At 37.3% G+C, this 17,908-nt stretch carries 14 protein-coding genes and 1 pseudogene; 9 read left to right on the forward strand and 6 right to left on the reverse strand.

What is annotated here, in order from left to right:
* Positions 1-503: pseudogene (locus tag ACOVO2_RS19165) on the reverse strand (hypothetical protein); the annotation flags it as partial.
* 190 nt (positions 504-693) lie between these two features.
* Here ACOVO2_RS19165 and ACOVO2_RS19170 point away from each other — a divergent pair.
* A complete protein-coding gene (locus ACOVO2_RS19170) occupies positions 694-1,638 on the forward strand; it encodes a hypothetical protein (RefSeq protein ID WP_421771521.1) in 945 nt (314 codons plus the stop codon).
* Between the two features lie 70 nt (positions 1,639-1,708).
* Here the strand turns inward: ACOVO2_RS19170 and ACOVO2_RS19175 are convergent, their stop codons facing one another.
* Both ACOVO2_RS19175 and ACOVO2_RS19180 read right to left on the reverse strand, forming a co-directional pair.
* Entirely contained in the window at positions 1,709-3,139 is a 1,431-nt protein-coding gene (locus ACOVO2_RS19175; RefSeq protein ID WP_421771522.1) for a S41 family peptidase, read from the reverse strand.
* A gap of 89 nt (positions 3,140-3,228) precedes the next feature.
* A complete protein-coding gene (locus ACOVO2_RS19180) occupies positions 3,229-4,101 on the reverse strand; it encodes a bestrophin family protein (RefSeq protein WP_421771523.1) in 873 nt (290 codons plus the stop codon).
* 260 nt (positions 4,102-4,361) lie between these two features.
* On the opposite strand from ACOVO2_RS19180, the gene ACOVO2_RS19185 reads away from it, so the two are divergent.
* A complete protein-coding gene (locus tag ACOVO2_RS19185; protein WP_421771524.1) occupies positions 4,362-4,799 on the forward strand; it encodes a GNAT family N-acetyltransferase in 438 nt (145 codons plus the stop codon).
* Between the two features lie 168 nt (positions 4,800-4,967).
* Positions 4,968-5,480 carry a SixA phosphatase family protein gene (locus ACOVO2_RS19190; RefSeq protein ID WP_421771525.1) on the forward strand — a complete coding sequence of 171 codons (513 nt, stop codon included), beginning with the start codon at positions 4,968-4,970 and terminating at the stop codon, positions 5,478-5,480.
* Between the two features lie 271 nt (positions 5,481-5,751).
* On the opposite strand, the gene ACOVO2_RS19195 is transcribed toward ACOVO2_RS19190, so the two are convergent.
* Positions 5,752-7,998, reverse strand: coding sequence for a DUF5916 domain-containing protein (locus tag ACOVO2_RS19195; protein ID WP_421771526.1), 2,247 nt, complete (start codon positions 7,996-7,998; stop codon positions 5,752-5,754).
* 198 nt (positions 7,999-8,196) lie between these two features.
* Here ACOVO2_RS19195 and ACOVO2_RS19200 point away from each other — a divergent pair, with 198 nt between their 5' ends.
* From ACOVO2_RS19200 to ACOVO2_RS19210, 3 genes are all read left to right on the forward strand, one after another.
* A complete protein-coding gene (locus tag ACOVO2_RS19200) occupies positions 8,197-9,249 on the forward strand; it encodes a TolB family protein (RefSeq protein ID WP_421771527.1) in 1,053 nt (350 codons plus the stop codon).
* 94 nt (positions 9,250-9,343) lie between these two features.
* The gene (locus ACOVO2_RS19205; protein WP_421771528.1) at positions 9,344-10,564 is read left to right on the forward strand and encodes an AI-2E family transporter; all 1,221 of its coding nucleotides are present in this window, start codon (positions 9,344-9,346) and stop codon (positions 10,562-10,564) included.
* A gap of 72 nt (positions 10,565-10,636) precedes the next feature.
* Positions 10,637-11,119: a Uma2 family endonuclease gene (locus ACOVO2_RS19210; RefSeq protein ID WP_421771529.1), complete on the forward strand. Its 483-nt coding sequence runs from the start codon at positions 10,637-10,639 to the stop codon at positions 11,117-11,119.
* 85 nt (positions 11,120-11,204) lie between these two features.
* Here ACOVO2_RS19210 and ACOVO2_RS19215 read toward each other — a convergent pair whose 3' ends face one another.
* On the reverse strand, positions 11,205-12,578 hold the full coding sequence (locus tag ACOVO2_RS19215; protein ID WP_421771530.1) for an aminopeptidase P family protein: 1,374 nt from the start codon (positions 12,576-12,578) through the stop codon (positions 11,205-11,207).
* A gap of 377 nt (positions 12,579-12,955) precedes the next feature.
* Here ACOVO2_RS19215 and ACOVO2_RS19220 point away from each other — a divergent pair, with 377 nt between their 5' ends.
* Positions 12,956-13,462, forward strand: coding sequence for a GbsR/MarR family transcriptional regulator (locus tag ACOVO2_RS19220; RefSeq protein ID WP_421771531.1), 507 nt, complete (start codon positions 12,956-12,958; stop codon positions 13,460-13,462).
* Positions 13,463-13,700: 238 nt separating this feature from the next.
* Here the strand turns inward: ACOVO2_RS19220 and ACOVO2_RS19225 are convergent, their stop codons facing one another.
* Positions 13,701-15,458, reverse strand: coding sequence for a hypothetical protein (locus tag ACOVO2_RS19225; RefSeq protein ID WP_421771532.1), 1,758 nt, complete (start codon positions 15,456-15,458; stop codon positions 13,701-13,703).
* 153 nt (positions 15,459-15,611) lie between these two features.
* On the opposite strand from ACOVO2_RS19225, the gene ACOVO2_RS19230 reads away from it, so the two are divergent.
* Both ACOVO2_RS19230 and ACOVO2_RS19235 read left to right on the forward strand, forming a co-directional pair.
* Positions 15,612-17,390, forward strand: coding sequence for an ABC transporter ATP-binding protein (locus tag ACOVO2_RS19230; protein WP_421771533.1), 1,779 nt, complete (start codon positions 15,612-15,614; stop codon positions 17,388-17,390).
* A gap of 114 nt (positions 17,391-17,504) precedes the next feature.
* A partial coding sequence (locus ACOVO2_RS19235) for a hypothetical protein (protein WP_421771534.1) occupies positions 17,505-17,908 on the forward strand: 404 nt, incomplete at its 3' end.

The raw sequence follows: 17,908 nt of genomic DNA on the forward strand, positions 1-17,908 counted from the left end.
TGGTCGGCAGGAATACCAGCGATGTGTTCTTCAACGAGTGTATCTTCGTGCGTACAATAACCCATCACATTTGGCGAAAGTAAATGTTCTAATTCGAGACCATAAATTCGAGAGGCATCGGCCAATTTTATATAGAAATAGTCATGGTTATCATTGATTTTATTCACGATTCGGATTCTGAATGGCTTTGTATTGGCATACGTACAAGTATCTACACGGTCAACGACCAAGTGCTTAATTACAGCCGCATCGCCATCGGTTTTTAAATCGGCATAGATTATTTTTAGTGCTTCGTAGATTTCTTCGAGGTCGTTTTGTGGGTACATCACTGTTTCCCAAAGCGTGTCTTTCCCTTTTTTGTCATAAAGCGGAAAGGCATTATCGAAACGCAATAAATCGGTGTATTTAATAGGCAATTCTTTTTCACGACCATATTTTGTGAGATATTTTCTAAGGCGTGGCGATATTTTGAAAGGTATCTTTTTCTTGGTGATGAGTGCCATAAATACTTTACTTTGAGAATTAAAAGCGAATAATCTGACTAATTATTCGCAAAATACAGATTCCATTGCCGTTTGGTGAAAAAAACAACAAATTTTGTCTCTAAAATATAAATAGTTTCAATAAAAATATAACTTTGCCGTTAATAAACCTGTAACTCTAAATACTTAACATTCGATTTCTATGGAAAACATGCAAGAAAGAAAAAGTAATACAGCCATGACGGCAGGCCTCGTTTTGGCTTGTGCATTGGCCGCTCTTTTTGGATTTCTATACTTTAATGCTCGTCAGGATATTGAGGCTAAAAACGTTGATATTTCGTCGAAAACAAAAGAGTTATTATTGACAAATACTAAACTCGATTCGATTTCAGCGGAATTAGACAAGAAAATTGCCGAAGTGACATCGCTAGGCGGACAAGTGGCCGACCTCGAAGCTTTGAAAGCTCAGCTCGAACAAGATAAGAAAAATTTAGTAAATTCTAAAAACGTATCTATTCGAGATTTTGAAAGCAAAATCAAAGGTTACGAAGCAGCTTTAACGGCGAAAGACGTAGAGATTGCAAAACTAAGAGAAGAAAATGCCCAGTTGACCACAGAAGTGAAAACATTGGGTACTGAAAACACGAATTTGAAAACTGACGTTTCGACCTTGAAGTCGGATAAACAAGCCCTTGCGGACTCTGTTTATGCAACAACCGTGAAGAACAAAGAATTAGCAGAAAAAGTAACGCTTGCCGCTGCTTTGAAAGCAATGAATGTTTCGGTAAATGCCATTAACTCTCGTGGTAAAGAGCGTGAAGGTGGCGAGTACAAAGCAAAACGTGTAGAAAAAGTAAAGATATCTTTCAAATTGGTAGAAAATCCATTGACAAAGAGAGAAAATAAGGTGATTTATATGCGTATGCTTGACCCTCAAGGTAATGTTATTTCGGATATGGCAACTGGCTCAGGTGCATTTACTTATGGTGGTAAAGAAATGGTTTACACTGCCAAACAAGCTGTAATGTACGATAACACAGGCCAAAATGTTGATTTTATTTATTCTCGTGGTGCCAACTACGCCAAAGGTAAATATAATATTGAACTTTACTCTGAAGGTTTCAGTATTGGACGCGGTACTTTCGAAGTGAAGTAAAAAAGTGCAGTTCAGTAATAAAAAAGCCCTCAATGATTTCATTGAGGGCTTTTTTGATAACCTTCAAGTTTTATTTTACTGGAATCGTAGTAAACATTTCTTTTCGGTTATCGGCAGGATTATCAGAAATATATTCTTCTAAAATTGCTGATTTTTCAACGGTTCTGTACGAACGACTAGTCGATGCCTCAGCCGGTACAACTACCCCCGTAATTACCTCTAATGCTTTTTTTAGCAAAGTTTCGCTTTCATCGCCCCATGGCTTAAAGGGATATACATTATCCGATACCACAAAGTCGGGTGTAAAACCTGATTTTGTGCCATAATTCGACTCACCTTTTGAGTTTACAGTACGTAGTACAATTGGTTGCATTCCCCATTTCCAACGAACAGGGGTTGCTTCGTCCTTTATTGTAATCGAACCTACGTTTTTACCAGCAGTATTTTGTCCTACAATGATTACATCCATGTATGGGCGTAAACTGTTGATCACTAATTCACTTGCCGAGGCAGTACCGTTTGATGTAAGCACAACTAAACGATTCAAATTCAAGTTATTTGGTTGATTGCTAAATTTTGTTGGTGTGGCAACCGACGGATATTTAGCTTTGATTGTCGCATTCCATTCGTCCTGGTGAATTATATTGTTAGTATTTAGATTTTTTACCACCAACGACGCAATCAAATCTGCCGATGAAATTCTTCCGCCGCCATTTGAGCGTAAATCTAAAATCAATTCGTTTACTCCAGCATTCTTAAACTGACCAAAAACTTGCTTCAATTGCTCATCATAGGTTTCTAAAAATTGTGTGTATACTAAATACCCAATTTTTTTATTACCTTTTTCGATGATTTTTGTGAATTGTATCGGGTTATTTTGTACAACTGCTTTGGTAGCCGTGATGGTCTTGCCAGAAAGCACGTAAGTTCCGTTCTTAAATTCGCCTAAACCGAATGTAGCAGTTTCGTTGTTGGCAATTAGTGAACTGAAATTCGAATTGTTGATTTGAGTGCCATTGATTGTCAAAATGATATCGCCACGCTTCAAGCCAGCTTTTTCGGCAGGACTACCCAAGATTACATTAGACACAAAAAATACAACGTTTGTCTGAGTATTATCCAAAAAGACAGCCGTACGAGAGAATCCAAACGAGGTACTAATTCCACTTAACGAAGCGGTCAGATCAGCTATATTTTCACGAATCCACGAAAAACGGTCTGTATTTGGATAGTCGTTTAGGAGTGAATAGAAATAATGAGCTTTGGTATCGGCTTCGCCGTCTTTACCTGTAATCAATGATAAGTCAGTTTTATCTTTGGCAGGCATTTTATCCGACCATAAATACCATTCTTTCATTTGGTCGTAGACCCAACTATTAGCAGGAGCATTCGGGCTCAAACTTGTTGGGTTAGTATTTGCAGGCTCAACGGTATCTTTTTTACAAGAAAAAGCCCCAATTACTAATAATAATACAAAATACTTATTCAGCTTGGTTTTCATATATTGATGGTTATTTGTTGATTATATGACGTAAATTCTAAACAATAGGTTGCGAAAAATGTTTCGAAGTGTTTTGCTGGAAGGATAGCCTAGTTATTAAAAATTTCAATTAAATTTCCTTTTACATTTCTTACGATTGAGTCAAGTTGTAAATCGTTATTATCGGTTCCGAATGGGTCTTCTATTTCTTCAGCAATCATTTCGATGCCGGCAAAAGCATAAAAAACCAGCGTTACGATCGGAGCGGCCCAATATTTAAACTCCAACACAAAGCCTAATGGCATAGTGAAAACATACAAAAATATCATTTTTTTTATAAAAATATTATACGACGATGGAATTGGTGTATTCCTGATTCGTTCACAAGCCCCAAGGTTATCCGCAAATGATACAAGTTCATTATTTAGTATCAACATTTGTTCGGCACTAATTAGCCCAAGTTTATTAAGTCGATTTACTTCCAAAAAAATTGCTTGACCAATACGGTTTGGGATGTGTTTATAATTTACGTAAAAAGCCTCATTATAGTTGCTTACATACTCTAAATGTTTTGTGGTTGCAATACCTCTTAGGTGATCTTTTACGGCATGAATATAATTGCCAATCAAGATTCTGAAAACTTCTTTACTTTCGTGGTTCTCTGGCAAAATAACACTTAGCTTTAACGCTAAATTTCGACAATTATTCGTGAAACTACCCCAAATTTTGCGTCCTTCCCACCATCGGTCGTATGAGCTGTTTGTTCGAAAAACCAATAAGAGCGAAAGTACAAAACCCACTAAAGAATGTATGGCCAGCGGATTTTTGATCGGCATGAAGTGAAATACTTCATTTTCGAGGTAAGATATGAAGAAGGTATAGACCATTACACCAATCATGGCAGGTAAAAGTTTGCGGAATGTATCGGTTTTATGGAAATAAAAAATGAGTTTCCACCAGTCTTTGGGATTATAAATGAGCATACCTTAGTTTAATTGTGTTTTATTCTGTTTTTGAGTTTTTTGAGACAACAAATATAAAGTTTATATTATTCCTTTTGGTCAATGAAAACTTTTTTTGCATTATTGTTAAAGTATGATGTTGGAGCATTGAGTGGTGCACAGTTTTGTAAAACACGAAATCTTAATAGCTTATACATAAGAATATTGTCGATTATATTAGCCTACTTAATGGCTTTTGGAAAATGACTTATTTTTGGTTTTTTACGCAAATTATCAATATTATGAATATTACATTTAAAAAAATATCGGCAGAAAAAGAAAGTGAAGCTTTTGCCTTACTCGAATCGCAGAGGCTCCCAACCAACGATATTGACAATCAAGTGGTTTTGTTTTCATTAGAATCAGATGGAAAAATAATAGCTACAGCCGGCCTCGAGCAATATGGTTATATTGGCCTTTTGCGGTCGGTAGGGGTACTTGAAACAGAAAAAGGCAACGGATATGGGTGTCTGATTGTCAAGTATTTAGAAGAATATGCCAAAAAAAATAAGATCAACGAAATGTTTTTGCTAACCCTAACTGCAAAAGATTTTTTTGAAAAAAAATGTCAGTATCAGTTTGTCGAGCGTGAAAATGTAGCCAGCGAAATCCAGAATTGTCGACAGTTTGTATCTACTTGCCCGTCGTCGGCAGTGGTGATGAAGAAGGTCTTGGCATAACTTACCAATTATAATTAGAAAAGACATGACGTATGGAATGATAGATTTTACCGACCCAAAACCAGCTGTTTATTGAAATGCCGTTATCTTTTCAATCAATAAAATTTCAGCAAAAATTAAGTTTATTTTCTATAATGCTTGTATATTCGTGCCAAAACCAACGGAAATATGAATAAAACCCTTTACATAATTCGACATGCAACTGCTGAGGATGGAGGCAACTCTCCGATGTTTCGTGATTTTGACCGTGAATTGACCTCTGCGGGCATCATTGAATCTGCACGTATGGGGAAATTTTTAGCTTCAAAAGGCATTAAATTTGACCTAATTGTGAGTAGTGCTGCCGAGCGTGCCAAAGCAACCGCTAAGATTTTTGCCGAACAATTACATTATGATGCCGACGAAATTATAATTGATGATGCCATTTATGGTGGAGGGCCCCGCAGCTATTTATCGGCCGTCAATCAATTAGATGAATCGGCGAGTGTAGTGGCTATTTTTGGGCATAATCCAGATGTTACTTTTTTTTCTGAATATCTCACTCGTGCCGATATCGGTGGATCGATGGATAAAGCTGGGGTTGTTGTATTGGAGTTTGAAGATTTAAAATGGGCTGAGGTCTCAAGTAAAATGGCAAAATTTGCGGGTTACTTCTCACCTCAAAATATTACTCATTCTTGATTTGAAAAAAAACTCTTTTGTAATAATTGTAGTTATGTAAGAGTTTAGAAAAATTTAGTTTTATGTCGCAGAATAATTCAAACAGTAATCGTAGTTTATTCCGAATCATCTTCTTAATATTTTTGGCGATAGTTATCTATTTTCTATATGATATGTCTCGCCAAACCACCGCACCTTGGAATAAGAAAAAGAATATTGAAAAATCATTTTAAAAGGGGGCGTTCCAAACGCTCCCTTTTAATGAAAATATTTTTTATACCATCGCTCCTCATCAAAGATTCAACCAGTAGGTCACTTTGGCCAAAATTGCACGGTTTTTAGGCATCCAAGTCTCTGAGTTATAATTGTCAGTATAAACCAAGAAGAAATCAGACACAGGAGCAAAACGCCATTGCAGACGAGAATTGACGTTTACGTTCTTAAATTGGCTATTGTACTGCACATAGGTTGTCCAGAATAAACTTTTTGTAAATGTTAAATCAAGTTTTGGACCCACCAAATAAACCCTGTTTTTGCCAGTTGAAAGACGAATATCGTTATAGCTAAAATTGACCGAGAAAAAGCCGTAAGGCTGAAAACGATAAGAAGCATTTCCGACCAAACTCACGATACTGCCATCAAAATACTGCCCAATGAGTGGCTGAAAGAATAATGCAAGTTTTTGGCGTTGGTCGGTAACAACTGTGGCAGAAAAATTATAATAAGTATAGGTCGAACCTCGTTTGAGCGATGGCAACTTTCGATTACTACGCAAAGCATCAAAATCACTGAATAAATAAGTGAAATTTTGGTTGAATGTCATTAAGATATTGGCCGTATTCTGAAAACCTAAACGCACAAATGGACCAGCCTGACGGTCGGTAACTCCTAAACCTGGCTGGCTGTATTGGTCATAGGCCACCCCGTAACTAACCCGATTGAAGATGCGAGAATTGGGGAAATAATTAAACCCAATGGTAGGATTGATACGAAAAAAGTTTTTGCGAGGCACAAAACCAACTTCGGCATCGAAGCCTTTCCCTACCCAGTCATGCGACCACTTCGCAATCAGTTTTCTAATACTGTATTCTAGAGCAAGTCCATGAGCAAATTTTTCATTAATATCAGTCGGACTAAATACTTGATGGTAATATGCTTTGCCCGTCCACTGATTATTTTTTGAGGCTAAATTATACTCCAAACCCGCCACACGATTATACGCATTCATGTCTTCACGTTCTTTACCCAACACTTGTTTATTGACAAATATTGCCGCAATATTCGAGCGTCCGAAAACCTTTCTTTGCAAAGCTCCTACCGAGTAGTTCATGCTTGGTGTACCTTTAAAATCATCGGCTGCCGTTTGGGTATTTAGTAAACCAACCCGCCAATTATCGTCAATTTTTCCACTTAATCTGGCACCGTATAAGATTCTGTTCTGTACATTTGTACCCGTTGCTGTATCAAGACTGATACCAATCTGACGAGTAAAAAACGGACTAACCAATTGATTTCCAGCCGAAGTGCCAAGCGTTCCCGATGGTGGCACAAACGGATTCGTATTAAAACTTCCAAAACCAGTAAAGAGGTCAGAGTTTTCAAGAAAAAACTGTCGTTGTTCGGGAAAATTGACATCGAAACGAGTCAAATTTACTACCTGTCGGTCGGCTTCTACATTTGAAAAGTCAGGATTTGCGGTCAAATCTAAGTTCAGACCCGACGTAATTCCGATTTTTGCATCACCTCCGAAATTTAATCTATTACCATTGGCAGGATTGGCAGGATTCTCAAAATCACGAGTGGTGCTTGCTGATAAATACGGAATGATTGAAATATTGGCACCTGTTTTCTTCAGCGGTTTTTCAAAAACAATCGGCATCGAATAACCCAAATTCATAATTATCTGATTTTGGGTCATTTTCGTCAGCGTTGTTTGTTCATTTGCTTGCGTATCAAATCGATAAATTTTAAAATTCCAATTAGCACTTCCTTCCTTAAAACGCAGCGTAGAAAACGGAATCGCAATTTCGCAAGTCCAATAGTTATCATATATCTTCGAAACCCCATTCCACTTATTATCCCAATAAATATTGAAATACTCATTGGCAGTTCCGCCATTATAAATTAAAGCCTCACGCACAACTCCGTAAGGATTTATACCAAATAAAAAGCTATTGGTTTTATCATTGAAGGTATCGAACAAAAAAGTGATATTATCATTTCCACCCGCCCGAAAATCACGTCTGAATGAAGGTGTTACGTACTTATTTCCCTTCGTATACATTTTTGCACCGATATAAATATTCTTATCATCGTATGTCAAAAAAACATCTGATTGATAAATGGCTTTCACACTATCTTTCGGAAAAAGCTGCCAAAACTCAGGAAATTTTTCAGAACTTTTCCAAACGTTTTCATCCAAAACTCCGTCAAGTTTAATTTGTTCGGTAGTCGGATGTACAATTAAGGGTTGTTGGTCTTGGGCAAAATTTTGGGTAAAAACTAATGTAAATGTGATGAAGAGTAAAAGTCTTTGCATATCGAAAAGGGCGTTCAGGTTTTCTGCAAAATTAAGCCTTTTAATGTCACTTTTTTAGAGATTTTGTGATATATTTTGATGTTTTCACCTTGATTATCAATTATTTTTCCTAAAAAACTTATTCTGTCATACCTTTGCTAAGCAAAATCCCATTTTGTTTAGAAACGAATAAACTCAATATTTTAATCTTTCCATCATATGAAATACATTCTTATTATTTGCACACTGATTACCGTTAATTTTTCACTGACTTTTGCACAAGCACCCGACGAAAAACACCTCAAAAATGTTCGTCAACTTACTTTCGGTGGTAATAATGCCGAAGCATATTTCAGCCGAGATAGCAAGTATATTAGTTTTCAATCAGACAACCCAGCTTGGGGACTTTCATGCGACCAAATTTTCTATATGGATGTCGAGAAAGGCTTGAAAGACCCAAAAGTTCGACCTGATTTTATCAGTACGAGTTTTGGCCGTACGACTTGTAGTTTCTTTATGCCAAATGGCAAAGAAATTTTATACGGCAGCACGCACGAAGGCGATGGACACGCCTGTCCGCCTGTGCCTGATATGGGTAAAAAATATCTTTGGGCAATTTATGACAGTTTTGATATCTACGTGGCCGATTTAAAAGGAAAGGTAAAAAGACGTTTGACAAACACACCTGGCTACGACGCCGAAGCGACGGTTTCGCCCGATGGAAAAAAGATTGTTTTTACCAGCACTCGCAATGGTGATTTGGACTTATACATCATGGATATTGATGGTAAAAATGTAAAGCAAATCACAAACGAATTGGGCTACGATGGCGGTGCATTTTTCTCGCCCGATAGCAAGAAATTGGTTTTCCGTGCATCACGTTTTTCAAGCGAAGAAGAACGCACGGAGTACAAAGAAAACCTAAAGAAAAACTTGGTGGCCCCTACCAATATGGAGATTTTTACTTGTAATGTTGATGGTTCGGATTTAAAGCAAATCACTAAACTGGGAAAAGCCAACTGGGCACCATATTTCACACCAAAAGGCGATAAAATCATTTTTGCCTCGAATCATCATTCGCAGCGAGGCTATGATTTTCAATTATATATGATAGATATTGATGGAACAAACCTCCAGAAAATAACAACTGAAAGTAATTTCAATGCGTTTCCGATGTTTAGTTATGATGGTAAAAAGCTAATTTTCAGTTCAAACCGTAATAATGGCGGCACTCGTGATACCAATCTTTTCATTGCCGATTGGGTAGATTGAGTTTGCAGGTACTGGCACGATTATTTAGATTAAAGAATATCCTGTTTTGCAGGATATTCTTTTTTGTTTTTATCCAAGCAAAATATTTATCACTATGCTACGTCTACTAAAAGCATTAACACAAAAACCAATGGGCATTCAATCCACGCCAAAATCTTATGTGAACTCACCAAAGAGTAGTTTTCCGTTTTATATCAAAGCACCAATGGTTTTACTGGGTATGTATTTGGTGTTTTATATACTTTATAATGTAAAAGATATATTAGTTCCAGTTTGTTATTCGGGTCTGCTAGCAATTCTTTTAAATCCTTTGGTCAATAAACTCAATCAACTTAAAGTGAAGCGGGAAGTTTCAATTATTATTGCTATTCTTTTAGCCTTTATTGTTTTTGGTGGACTGATTGCATTTTTAGCCAATCAGATGAGTAGTTTTAGTGAGTTTACTCCAGAATTCAAAGAAAAGGGCAGTCGGGTTTTGCTTGATGTACAACTTTGGGTAAAAAGTTGTTGTAATATTTCACTGAATAAACAAATGAAAATGATTTCAGAGGCATTAGAGAGTAGTAAGGCATATATTGGCCAAACTGTTTCAACAATTGCTGGGATTGTAGGAATTGTGGTGCTTATTCCAATTTATGTGTACTTGCTTTTGTACTACAAACCATTATTTATTAACTTTTTCTATGAAGTTTTCGATACAGAACACGAAGCGAAAGTTTCGGAAGTACTAACGGAGACAAAATCAGCTATTCAGTGTTACATACAAGGCTTATTGGTAGAAATGCTCATTGTAGCGGGTTTAAATTCTGCTACATTGCTTATTTTGGGCGTAGAATATGCCATATTGATGGGTGTGGTTGGTGCAATTTTTAATATTGTTCCTTACATCGGTGGTTTAATTGCTATTGCGATGCCAGTTGTTATGTCGATCGTAACTGGTGATGGTGGTTATTCTACCACATTGTATATCATCATTGCTTATACTGTTATTCAACTTTTAGATAATAATTTAATAGTGCCGAAAGTGGTTTCTTCAAAAGTAGAGGTAAATGCCTTTTTTTCTATTATAGTAGTATTGTTGGGAGGAGCTTTGTGGGGAATTTCAGGCATGTTTTTATCTATTCCGTTTGTGGCAATTCTAAAGATTATTTTTGATAGAATCCAAGACCTTAAACCTTGGGGTATGGTGTTGGGAACACAAATGAACGAAGAATTTTCATTACGAGACTTTGGTAGCCCCGAAGCTGCCGAAAAAAGTGTGATTAGCCAAGAGCTGGCTTTCGACCAAATTGGTGCGGAAAAAGAAGATAAATAAACAAGAGATAAGTAGAAGAAAGAATAGTTTAAGTAAAAAATTAATATATTTGTAAAAAACAAATGAAGCATTATGACAGCATTTACGGAGCAAATTGATGCAGAAGCCGAATATTTACTCGAACGTGGAAAGCCTATGCCAAGTAAAAACCACTCAAAATTAGAATCAAGATTATCTTTCTTGATGACTCGTGACTATGAAAAAAAATATGATACCTTTGTTGAATTAAGTCTTGAATTAAGTACAGGTAAGGCGACACCTGATTTATGTTTTTTTACACCAGAAAGCTCAGATTGGCTTGAAGATGAAATACAAGTAAAAAATGCTCCACTGGGTGTTATTGAAATTGTTTCACCCAAACAAAGTACCCAAGATTTAGTAGATAAGTTAGATATCTATTTTGGAGCGGGGGTTTTATCATGTTGGATAGTGATTCCAACCTTCAAGATGATAAATATTTTTCATGCAAAACATGATTACAAAACCTTCATGAATGGCGAACTTCTTGATGAAAAATTAGGTATTCGACTAAATTTAGAAGAGGTTTTTAAATAAATGTATCACATTGAATAATTTTTGGGTAGAGCCGTTGCGTACAACGGCTCTACCCAAAAATTATTCGCCTCTGTTAGATTTATCTCTACCCTCTCAAAGCCTCAACTTCCTCAACAGTTTTCGGAATTGGATTTCCGAGCGTTCTGCTACCCGTTTCCGTAACCAAACAATTATCTTCAATTCTGACTCCGCCAAAATCTCTGTAAGCATCCAATTTTGAATAATTCACAAAATTCGTAAACTTATTCTCTGACTTCCATTTATCAATCAATTCTGGAATAAAATAAATACCTGGCTCAACCGTCAGTACAAAACCCGCTTCGAGTTCTTTTGCCAAACGCAGTGATTTAAGTCCCAGTTGTGTGCTTCGTTCCAGACCATCACGATAGCCTACGTATTTTTCGCCTAAATCTTCCATATCATGCACATCGAGGCCAATCTGATGCCCCAAACCGTGTGGCATGAAAAGTCCTTGTACGCCTAAAGCCAACATTTCATCTACATCACCACTCAAAAAGCCTAAATCTTTCATACCTTCAAGCATAATTCTATTAGCCGAAAGGTGGATTTCTCGGTATTGAATATTTGGTCGAAGTGCCGCAATCGACTCCGTTTCCATTTTCAAAACCAAATTATAGATTTCCTTTTGTTTTTCGGTAAAGCGTTTGCTAACTGGAATCGTGCGAGTAATATCACCAGCATAAAACATCGTATTTTCAGCTCCCGAATCGTTGATAGCCAAACGTCCTTCGGTCATTGTGTTTCCGTGATAATGATTGTGAAGCGTTTGTCCATTTATCGAAAAAATAATCGGATAAGCCAAATCTCCGCCACCTTCACGTGCCTTGGCATGAATAGCCGCTGCAATTTCATATTCTTTCTTGCCCGCAGCTGTAAGTTGCATGGCCGTTATGTGCATTGTACGCGTAATGTTTACTGCATCTTCCATTTGGGCAATTTCTTCGGCGGACTTGATAGAACGCAAACCAACAATTGCCTTTATGAGGGTCTCCGAAGCCTTTTCCTTGAGCTGTGCAGTCGGAATATTCAGCCACTCGCTCATCCGAATCATGTTATCGTAGCGATATGGTGGAGTAAAATGAACAATTGAAGCTTTATTAAGCTTATCGGCGATTTTTGAGGGCTCTTCTGTACGATAAACTCCCACCATGCGAGCTTGCTCTGCCAATGTTGGCTGTGGTCCAACCCAAATGATATCGTCCATTGTAAATTCATGACCGAAGATGATTTCTTCGCCAGAATCTACATCAATGATAGCTGCAAGGCCAGCATGACTGATACCAAAGAAATATAAGAAATTACTATCCTGACGAAAACGGTATGTATTATCGTGGTAATTCATAGGAGCTTCTTCGTTGCCCATTATCAAAATTAGGCCACTTCCAACTGCTTTTTTTAGTGCGTTACGACGCTCGGTGTAAGTTTGTACAGAAAACATGGTTTGTTGATTTTTTGCTACGAAGTAAAGAAAAGATAGCCAATTTGTCATTATAAAACTTTAGTAAATTATTTAATTACGCAATTTTAATGCTCATTTTTAGGTACAATTTTTGTTTTTGTATCATATTTTAAAAGGTTTTCTTCTGTATTGATTCATTCCTTCAATACAAATAATGTATAGTCAGAGGATTGGAAGTTTTGTAAAATACTATAAATCAGAGAGTTATCGGATATTGCCACTCAATAAATTCGACAAGATAAAATAAAAAAAACTTTCAGAATATTTTGAAAATTCAAAAAGGTTATTTTACTTTGGGGAACTAATACACTTACGTGCTTATAATATATCAAGTCTAAAAAACAAAAATGTCATTAATGGAATTAAAAGAAGCAAAAGATAAGTTTATCCATACATGGGGTACGCTGGCCACGCAGTGGGGTATAAATCGCACAATGGCACAGATACACGCATTGCTTTTGCTTTCGTCTAAGTCTATGAATGCTGATGAAATCATGGCTGATTTACAAATTTCAAGAGGGAATGTAAATATGAACCTTAGAGATTTGATGGATTGGGGTTTGATTTATAAGCAATTACTGCCTGGCGAACGCAAGGAGTATTTCATTGCAGAGAAGGATATTTGGAAAGTTGCTAAGCAAATTGCAAAAGAGCGACGACGCCGAGAAATCGGACCATTAATCGAGGCAATGCAGGATATTAAAGAGAGTATTCAACCTGATACTGCCGAAAAGGAAGAATTCCTGAAAATAGTCAACGACATAAGCAAAGTTTCGGTATTTGCCGATAACACCATGACTTCGTTGTTAAAGTCAGATGAAAATTGGTTAATTAATAATTTTATAAAAATCTTTAATAAATAGTAGCACGACTTCGCGGAGTCGTGGTTTTTTGGAGTTTTTGGGGTCAAGCAGTAATTTTCTCATAGATAGAGAATTACTGCTTTTTTTGTCTGATAAAAAACAAGAGATTCATAAAAGTTGTATAAGATGAACTTTTACGAATCTCTTGTTAGCTTGAGCGTAGTTAGCCCTAACATTATCGATTTAATTTTTACTACTATTTATGATTAATCGATCAAAAATAGAACCTTTATAATATCTACGACAATGTAATTTTATGCTCAAAAGGCGTAATGCCTGTCAGGAAAACGTGCATTCCTTCGGTGCGAAGGCTTCCGAAGTGTGAGGTGTACATTTCGCCTTCGAGTCCACGTAATCTTGAATGTTTGAAAGTGCCTTCTCCAAATTTGATGCTGTCCTTACCAAATTTATATTCACCCGTGCCGCTTTCGAGTGTATAATTATCTACATCATCAAGTTTTTTCAACCCAATAAATTCTCCGCCTTCTTTGAAGCAAAATTCTATTGTTACTTTTACGCCATCGGCACCTTTTACTGCAAAATTTAGCTCAGCACCGCCACTTTTTTCTTCTACACTTATAATGGTTTCTATGTTTTTGATATTGCTCTGCGGTCTGTTCTCAAAATCCATTTTATTCCAGAAACGCCCATCGGTGCTTTTGCTGTGCTTATAATCGCCATCCGCTCTTTTGAATTTAGCCGGAAGTGGTTGATAATAAGGAGCTTCGATTCGCTGGCTGAGTATATATTTATTGCCTTCTTTCTTCAATCCATCGCTTCTGAAATATCCCGTACTAAAGAAATCGGTCGAAAAACGCATGTATTTCAAAATTGCTTCGCCTTTTCTGAAAGTAAAGAAATTGGCACTCGTCGAGCGTCCCGAACCAATGATTGTTGGTTTATCTGTTCCTCCAAAAATCGTCATGGTTGTATCGTTTCTACGAATTCTGACCAAGTTGGTTGTCTTGAAAAACTGCTCAAAATTTGTGTTCAAGATCGCAGGTTTGGGCAATGGCTTGCGTAAATCGGGGTCTTCCGTAAAAAATGCCAACAAGTCAGGCATTGTTTTCTCATCAAAGCCTTTGGTTTGCTCAATTTGCTTGCTGATGGCCGCAAACTCAGCATTATTATCGTGCAAAGCCATGTGGCGATAATCCAAATAAAACGGCAGCACATTCATGCCAATAAACTGGTCTTGTCGTCTCGAATCGTTTGTGACAATTTCGCCGTTTGGCTCCATGTAAAAATAAGTCATGCGGAGATTTTTACGCACATAATCGTAGAGTTTTGGGCGTTTTAGTAAGCGAGCTACCGTAATTAGGCAATTATCGGTCACTTCCCCGTAAATCATGCTTCGTTCGAGATAATGACCATCGGCATCTATAAAAATATTTTCCGAAAGCCATTCATCAATTCGATTGACATATTTTTTATTTGGATATAGATCATTGATACGGGCTAATGCGGCCGAAATCACCCAGCGGTGGTTAGGTGTATGCACACCGCCCGTACGCATGGCTTCGCCAGCTTTCAAGATAAAATCTTTTAGAAGTGTTTTTACTTCCGATAGCGAAGGCATGGAGAGCTTCCGTAAAATTACATCAGCTGCACAGATTGGCTCTAAAATAAACGCAGTATCGGGTGGAGAAGCCAAATTTCCGAGGTCGAGCGTACCATCAGATTTTTGATATTTTATCAGAAAACGTAAGATTTTGGTCATGTAAGGCACGAGGGCGTCTTTCTGATAAAAACGAGAAGTTGGCTCGGCTAATGCCGCCGAAAGATTAGCAAAATCAAAACCCAATCGACGACGAATTTCGGTTATTTCTGGCTCTAAAACCTTTATTAATTTATCAACCTCTTGATTATTGGCTTGTACAACTTTTACAAAAAAATCATCATTATCATCAGCCCAAGCCAAATAGGGCGAAAAAGTAAGTAGAGTGCCTACTCCGAGGCATTGTTTCAGAAAAGTTTGTCGAGTAATGTTTGTCATATTGAGGGTTAAAATCTAGGCTGCAAAAGTATATGGAAGTATGTAGGCTTTCAAATGATTTATTGCTCAAAATTGATACTTTATTCAAACCCAAGCTTAAAATTGACTAAATTGTGGCCTTGAAAATTAATTACAGGAGTCTAAATTGCCACGATGGAACAGAAAATTTATAAAAATCCATATATCTCATTATTGAAAACTGCTTGGAAATATGCCAAGCATGAGCGAAAAAGATATTTACTTATTTACGCCCTCTTTGCTTTGGCCAATGTGGTGTTTTCTCTCAATCCGATTCTATTTGGGTGGTTTATTGATAAAATTCAGCATGATTTTCAGCATACAATCAAATATACGGTTTGGTATGCTTTGGGTTATTTAGGGCTAAAACTCTTAGAGTGGGCTTTTCATGGCCCAGCTCGAATCATGGAGCGTCAACTGGCGTTTAATTTGAGCAGAAATTTCTTGCAAGAAATGTATCATCAGGCACTTCATTTACCCGTAAAATGGCACCAAGACCATCACAGTGGCTCAACTATTAACCGCATTAGAAAGGCTTATGAGGCACTTAAAAACTTCTTTCAAAATGGATTTATGTTTTTGCATGCTTTCTCAAAGTTTGTTTTTTCTTTCGGTGCAATGCTTTATTTTTCGCCACTTTTTGGCGGAATCGGTATTTTGATTGGCATTTTTACGATTTGGGTAATTTTTCAATTCGATAAACCTTTCATCAAAACGCTCGACGAAGTAAACGAAAAAGAACATACAATTTCCTCAACGCTTTTCGATAGCCTTTCAAATATCATTACTGTCATTACGCTGCGTTTGGAGAAAAGTATGGAATCAGGTTTGATGGCAAAAGTGAAAGATTTGTTTCCGCCATTTCGCAAAAATGTGGCAATAAACGAATGGAAATGGTTTACGGCCGAAATGCTCGTTGGTTTCACTTACGTGGTCATTACGCTGGGCTATGTGTATCAAAACTACGAGCCAAATAAGGTTTTTTATGTGGGTGGTTTGGTTACACTTTTGGGCTTTGTGAATCAGTTTACGAGTGTTTTTCATGATGTGGCTTGGCAATATACCGAAATTGTGCAGTACAATACCGATGTGCAAACGGCCCGCTCGATTGGTGAAGATTATGCCAAAAATCACCGAGCAGAAACAACGATTGCATTGCCACAAAACTGGCAAACGATTACGATTGATAATCTAAGCTTTTCGCACCGAGATACGTATGATGAAGGCCACGCTCCGCAAAGTTTACATGATATTTCGATAAAGATTCAACGAGGGAAGAAAATTGCTTTTATTGGCGAAAGTGGTAGTGGGAAAAGTACGCTATTGGCTTTATTACGAGGACTTTATGAGCCAGAAACAGGCCTAAGTTTTGAAGTGGATGGAAAACCCTTTCAGATGGCAACGCTCAACGAAACTGTGACGCTTTTTCCGCAAGAACCAGAGATTTTTGAGAATACGATTCGCTATAATATTACGCTCGGATTACCTTTTGAGGAGGCCGATGTTTGGAAGGTTTGTGAAGAAGCTTATTTTACTGATACGGCCAAAAATTTGCCAAACGGACTGGAATCGAGTATTCAGGAAAAAGGCGTAAATCTTTCGGGTGGACAAAAGCAACGTTTGGCTTTGGCTCGTGGAATTTTGGCCGCTCAAACCAGCGAAGTGGTGCTGATGGACGAACCAACGAGCAGCGTTGACCCCAAAACCGAAGCATTGATTTATGAGCGTTTGTTTGAAACTTTCTCCGATAAAGCAGTCATTTCTTCGCTTCATCGTTTGCATTTACTTCGTTATTTCGATTATGTGTATGTATTAAGTCAGGGGAAAATTGTTGCCGAAGGTACATTTGAGGCTTTGAAAACCTCAAATCCAATTTTCCAAGAACTTTGGAAGCACCAGGATGTGGAGGGGTGAATAAATTCATCGTTCTTTTTATCCGAATATCATTCAAAACGTTCCTTTGGCTTAAATCCACTCTGAGAAACCAGTTTTTTGTATCAGTTTTACGGCCTAATTAAACCGAAAAACATGATACCAGATTCACTCAATGCCGAATTACTAACAACTAGCCAAAAGTTCGAAAATAGAAAACAAATTGCTCAAAAGCTGCAAGAAGCCAAGCGAGTGCAAGGAATCGAACAGCAAAGATTGGAAGCTACAAAACGCAGAATGAACGAAGAGTTTCAGGATGTTAAAGACCTTGAAACAATTACGCTGAAATCTATTTGGTACGATTTATTGAATAAGAAGTTTACCGAATTAGAGCGTGAACAAGCCGAGTACTATCAAGCAAAAATTCAATATGAAAGTCAGCAAAATAAAGTTGATAATCTTGCTCTTGAAATAAAATCTTACGAAGCCCAACTATTTGATTTTGAGACGCTTAAAGTTCAATACGAGGGCCTTATTCAAGAAAAAGTAAAGTTATTGAA

It is taken from the genome of Emticicia sp. (assembly GCF_049241225.1).
Lineage (GTDB): Bacteria > Bacteroidota > Bacteroidia > Cytophagales > Spirosomataceae > Emticicia.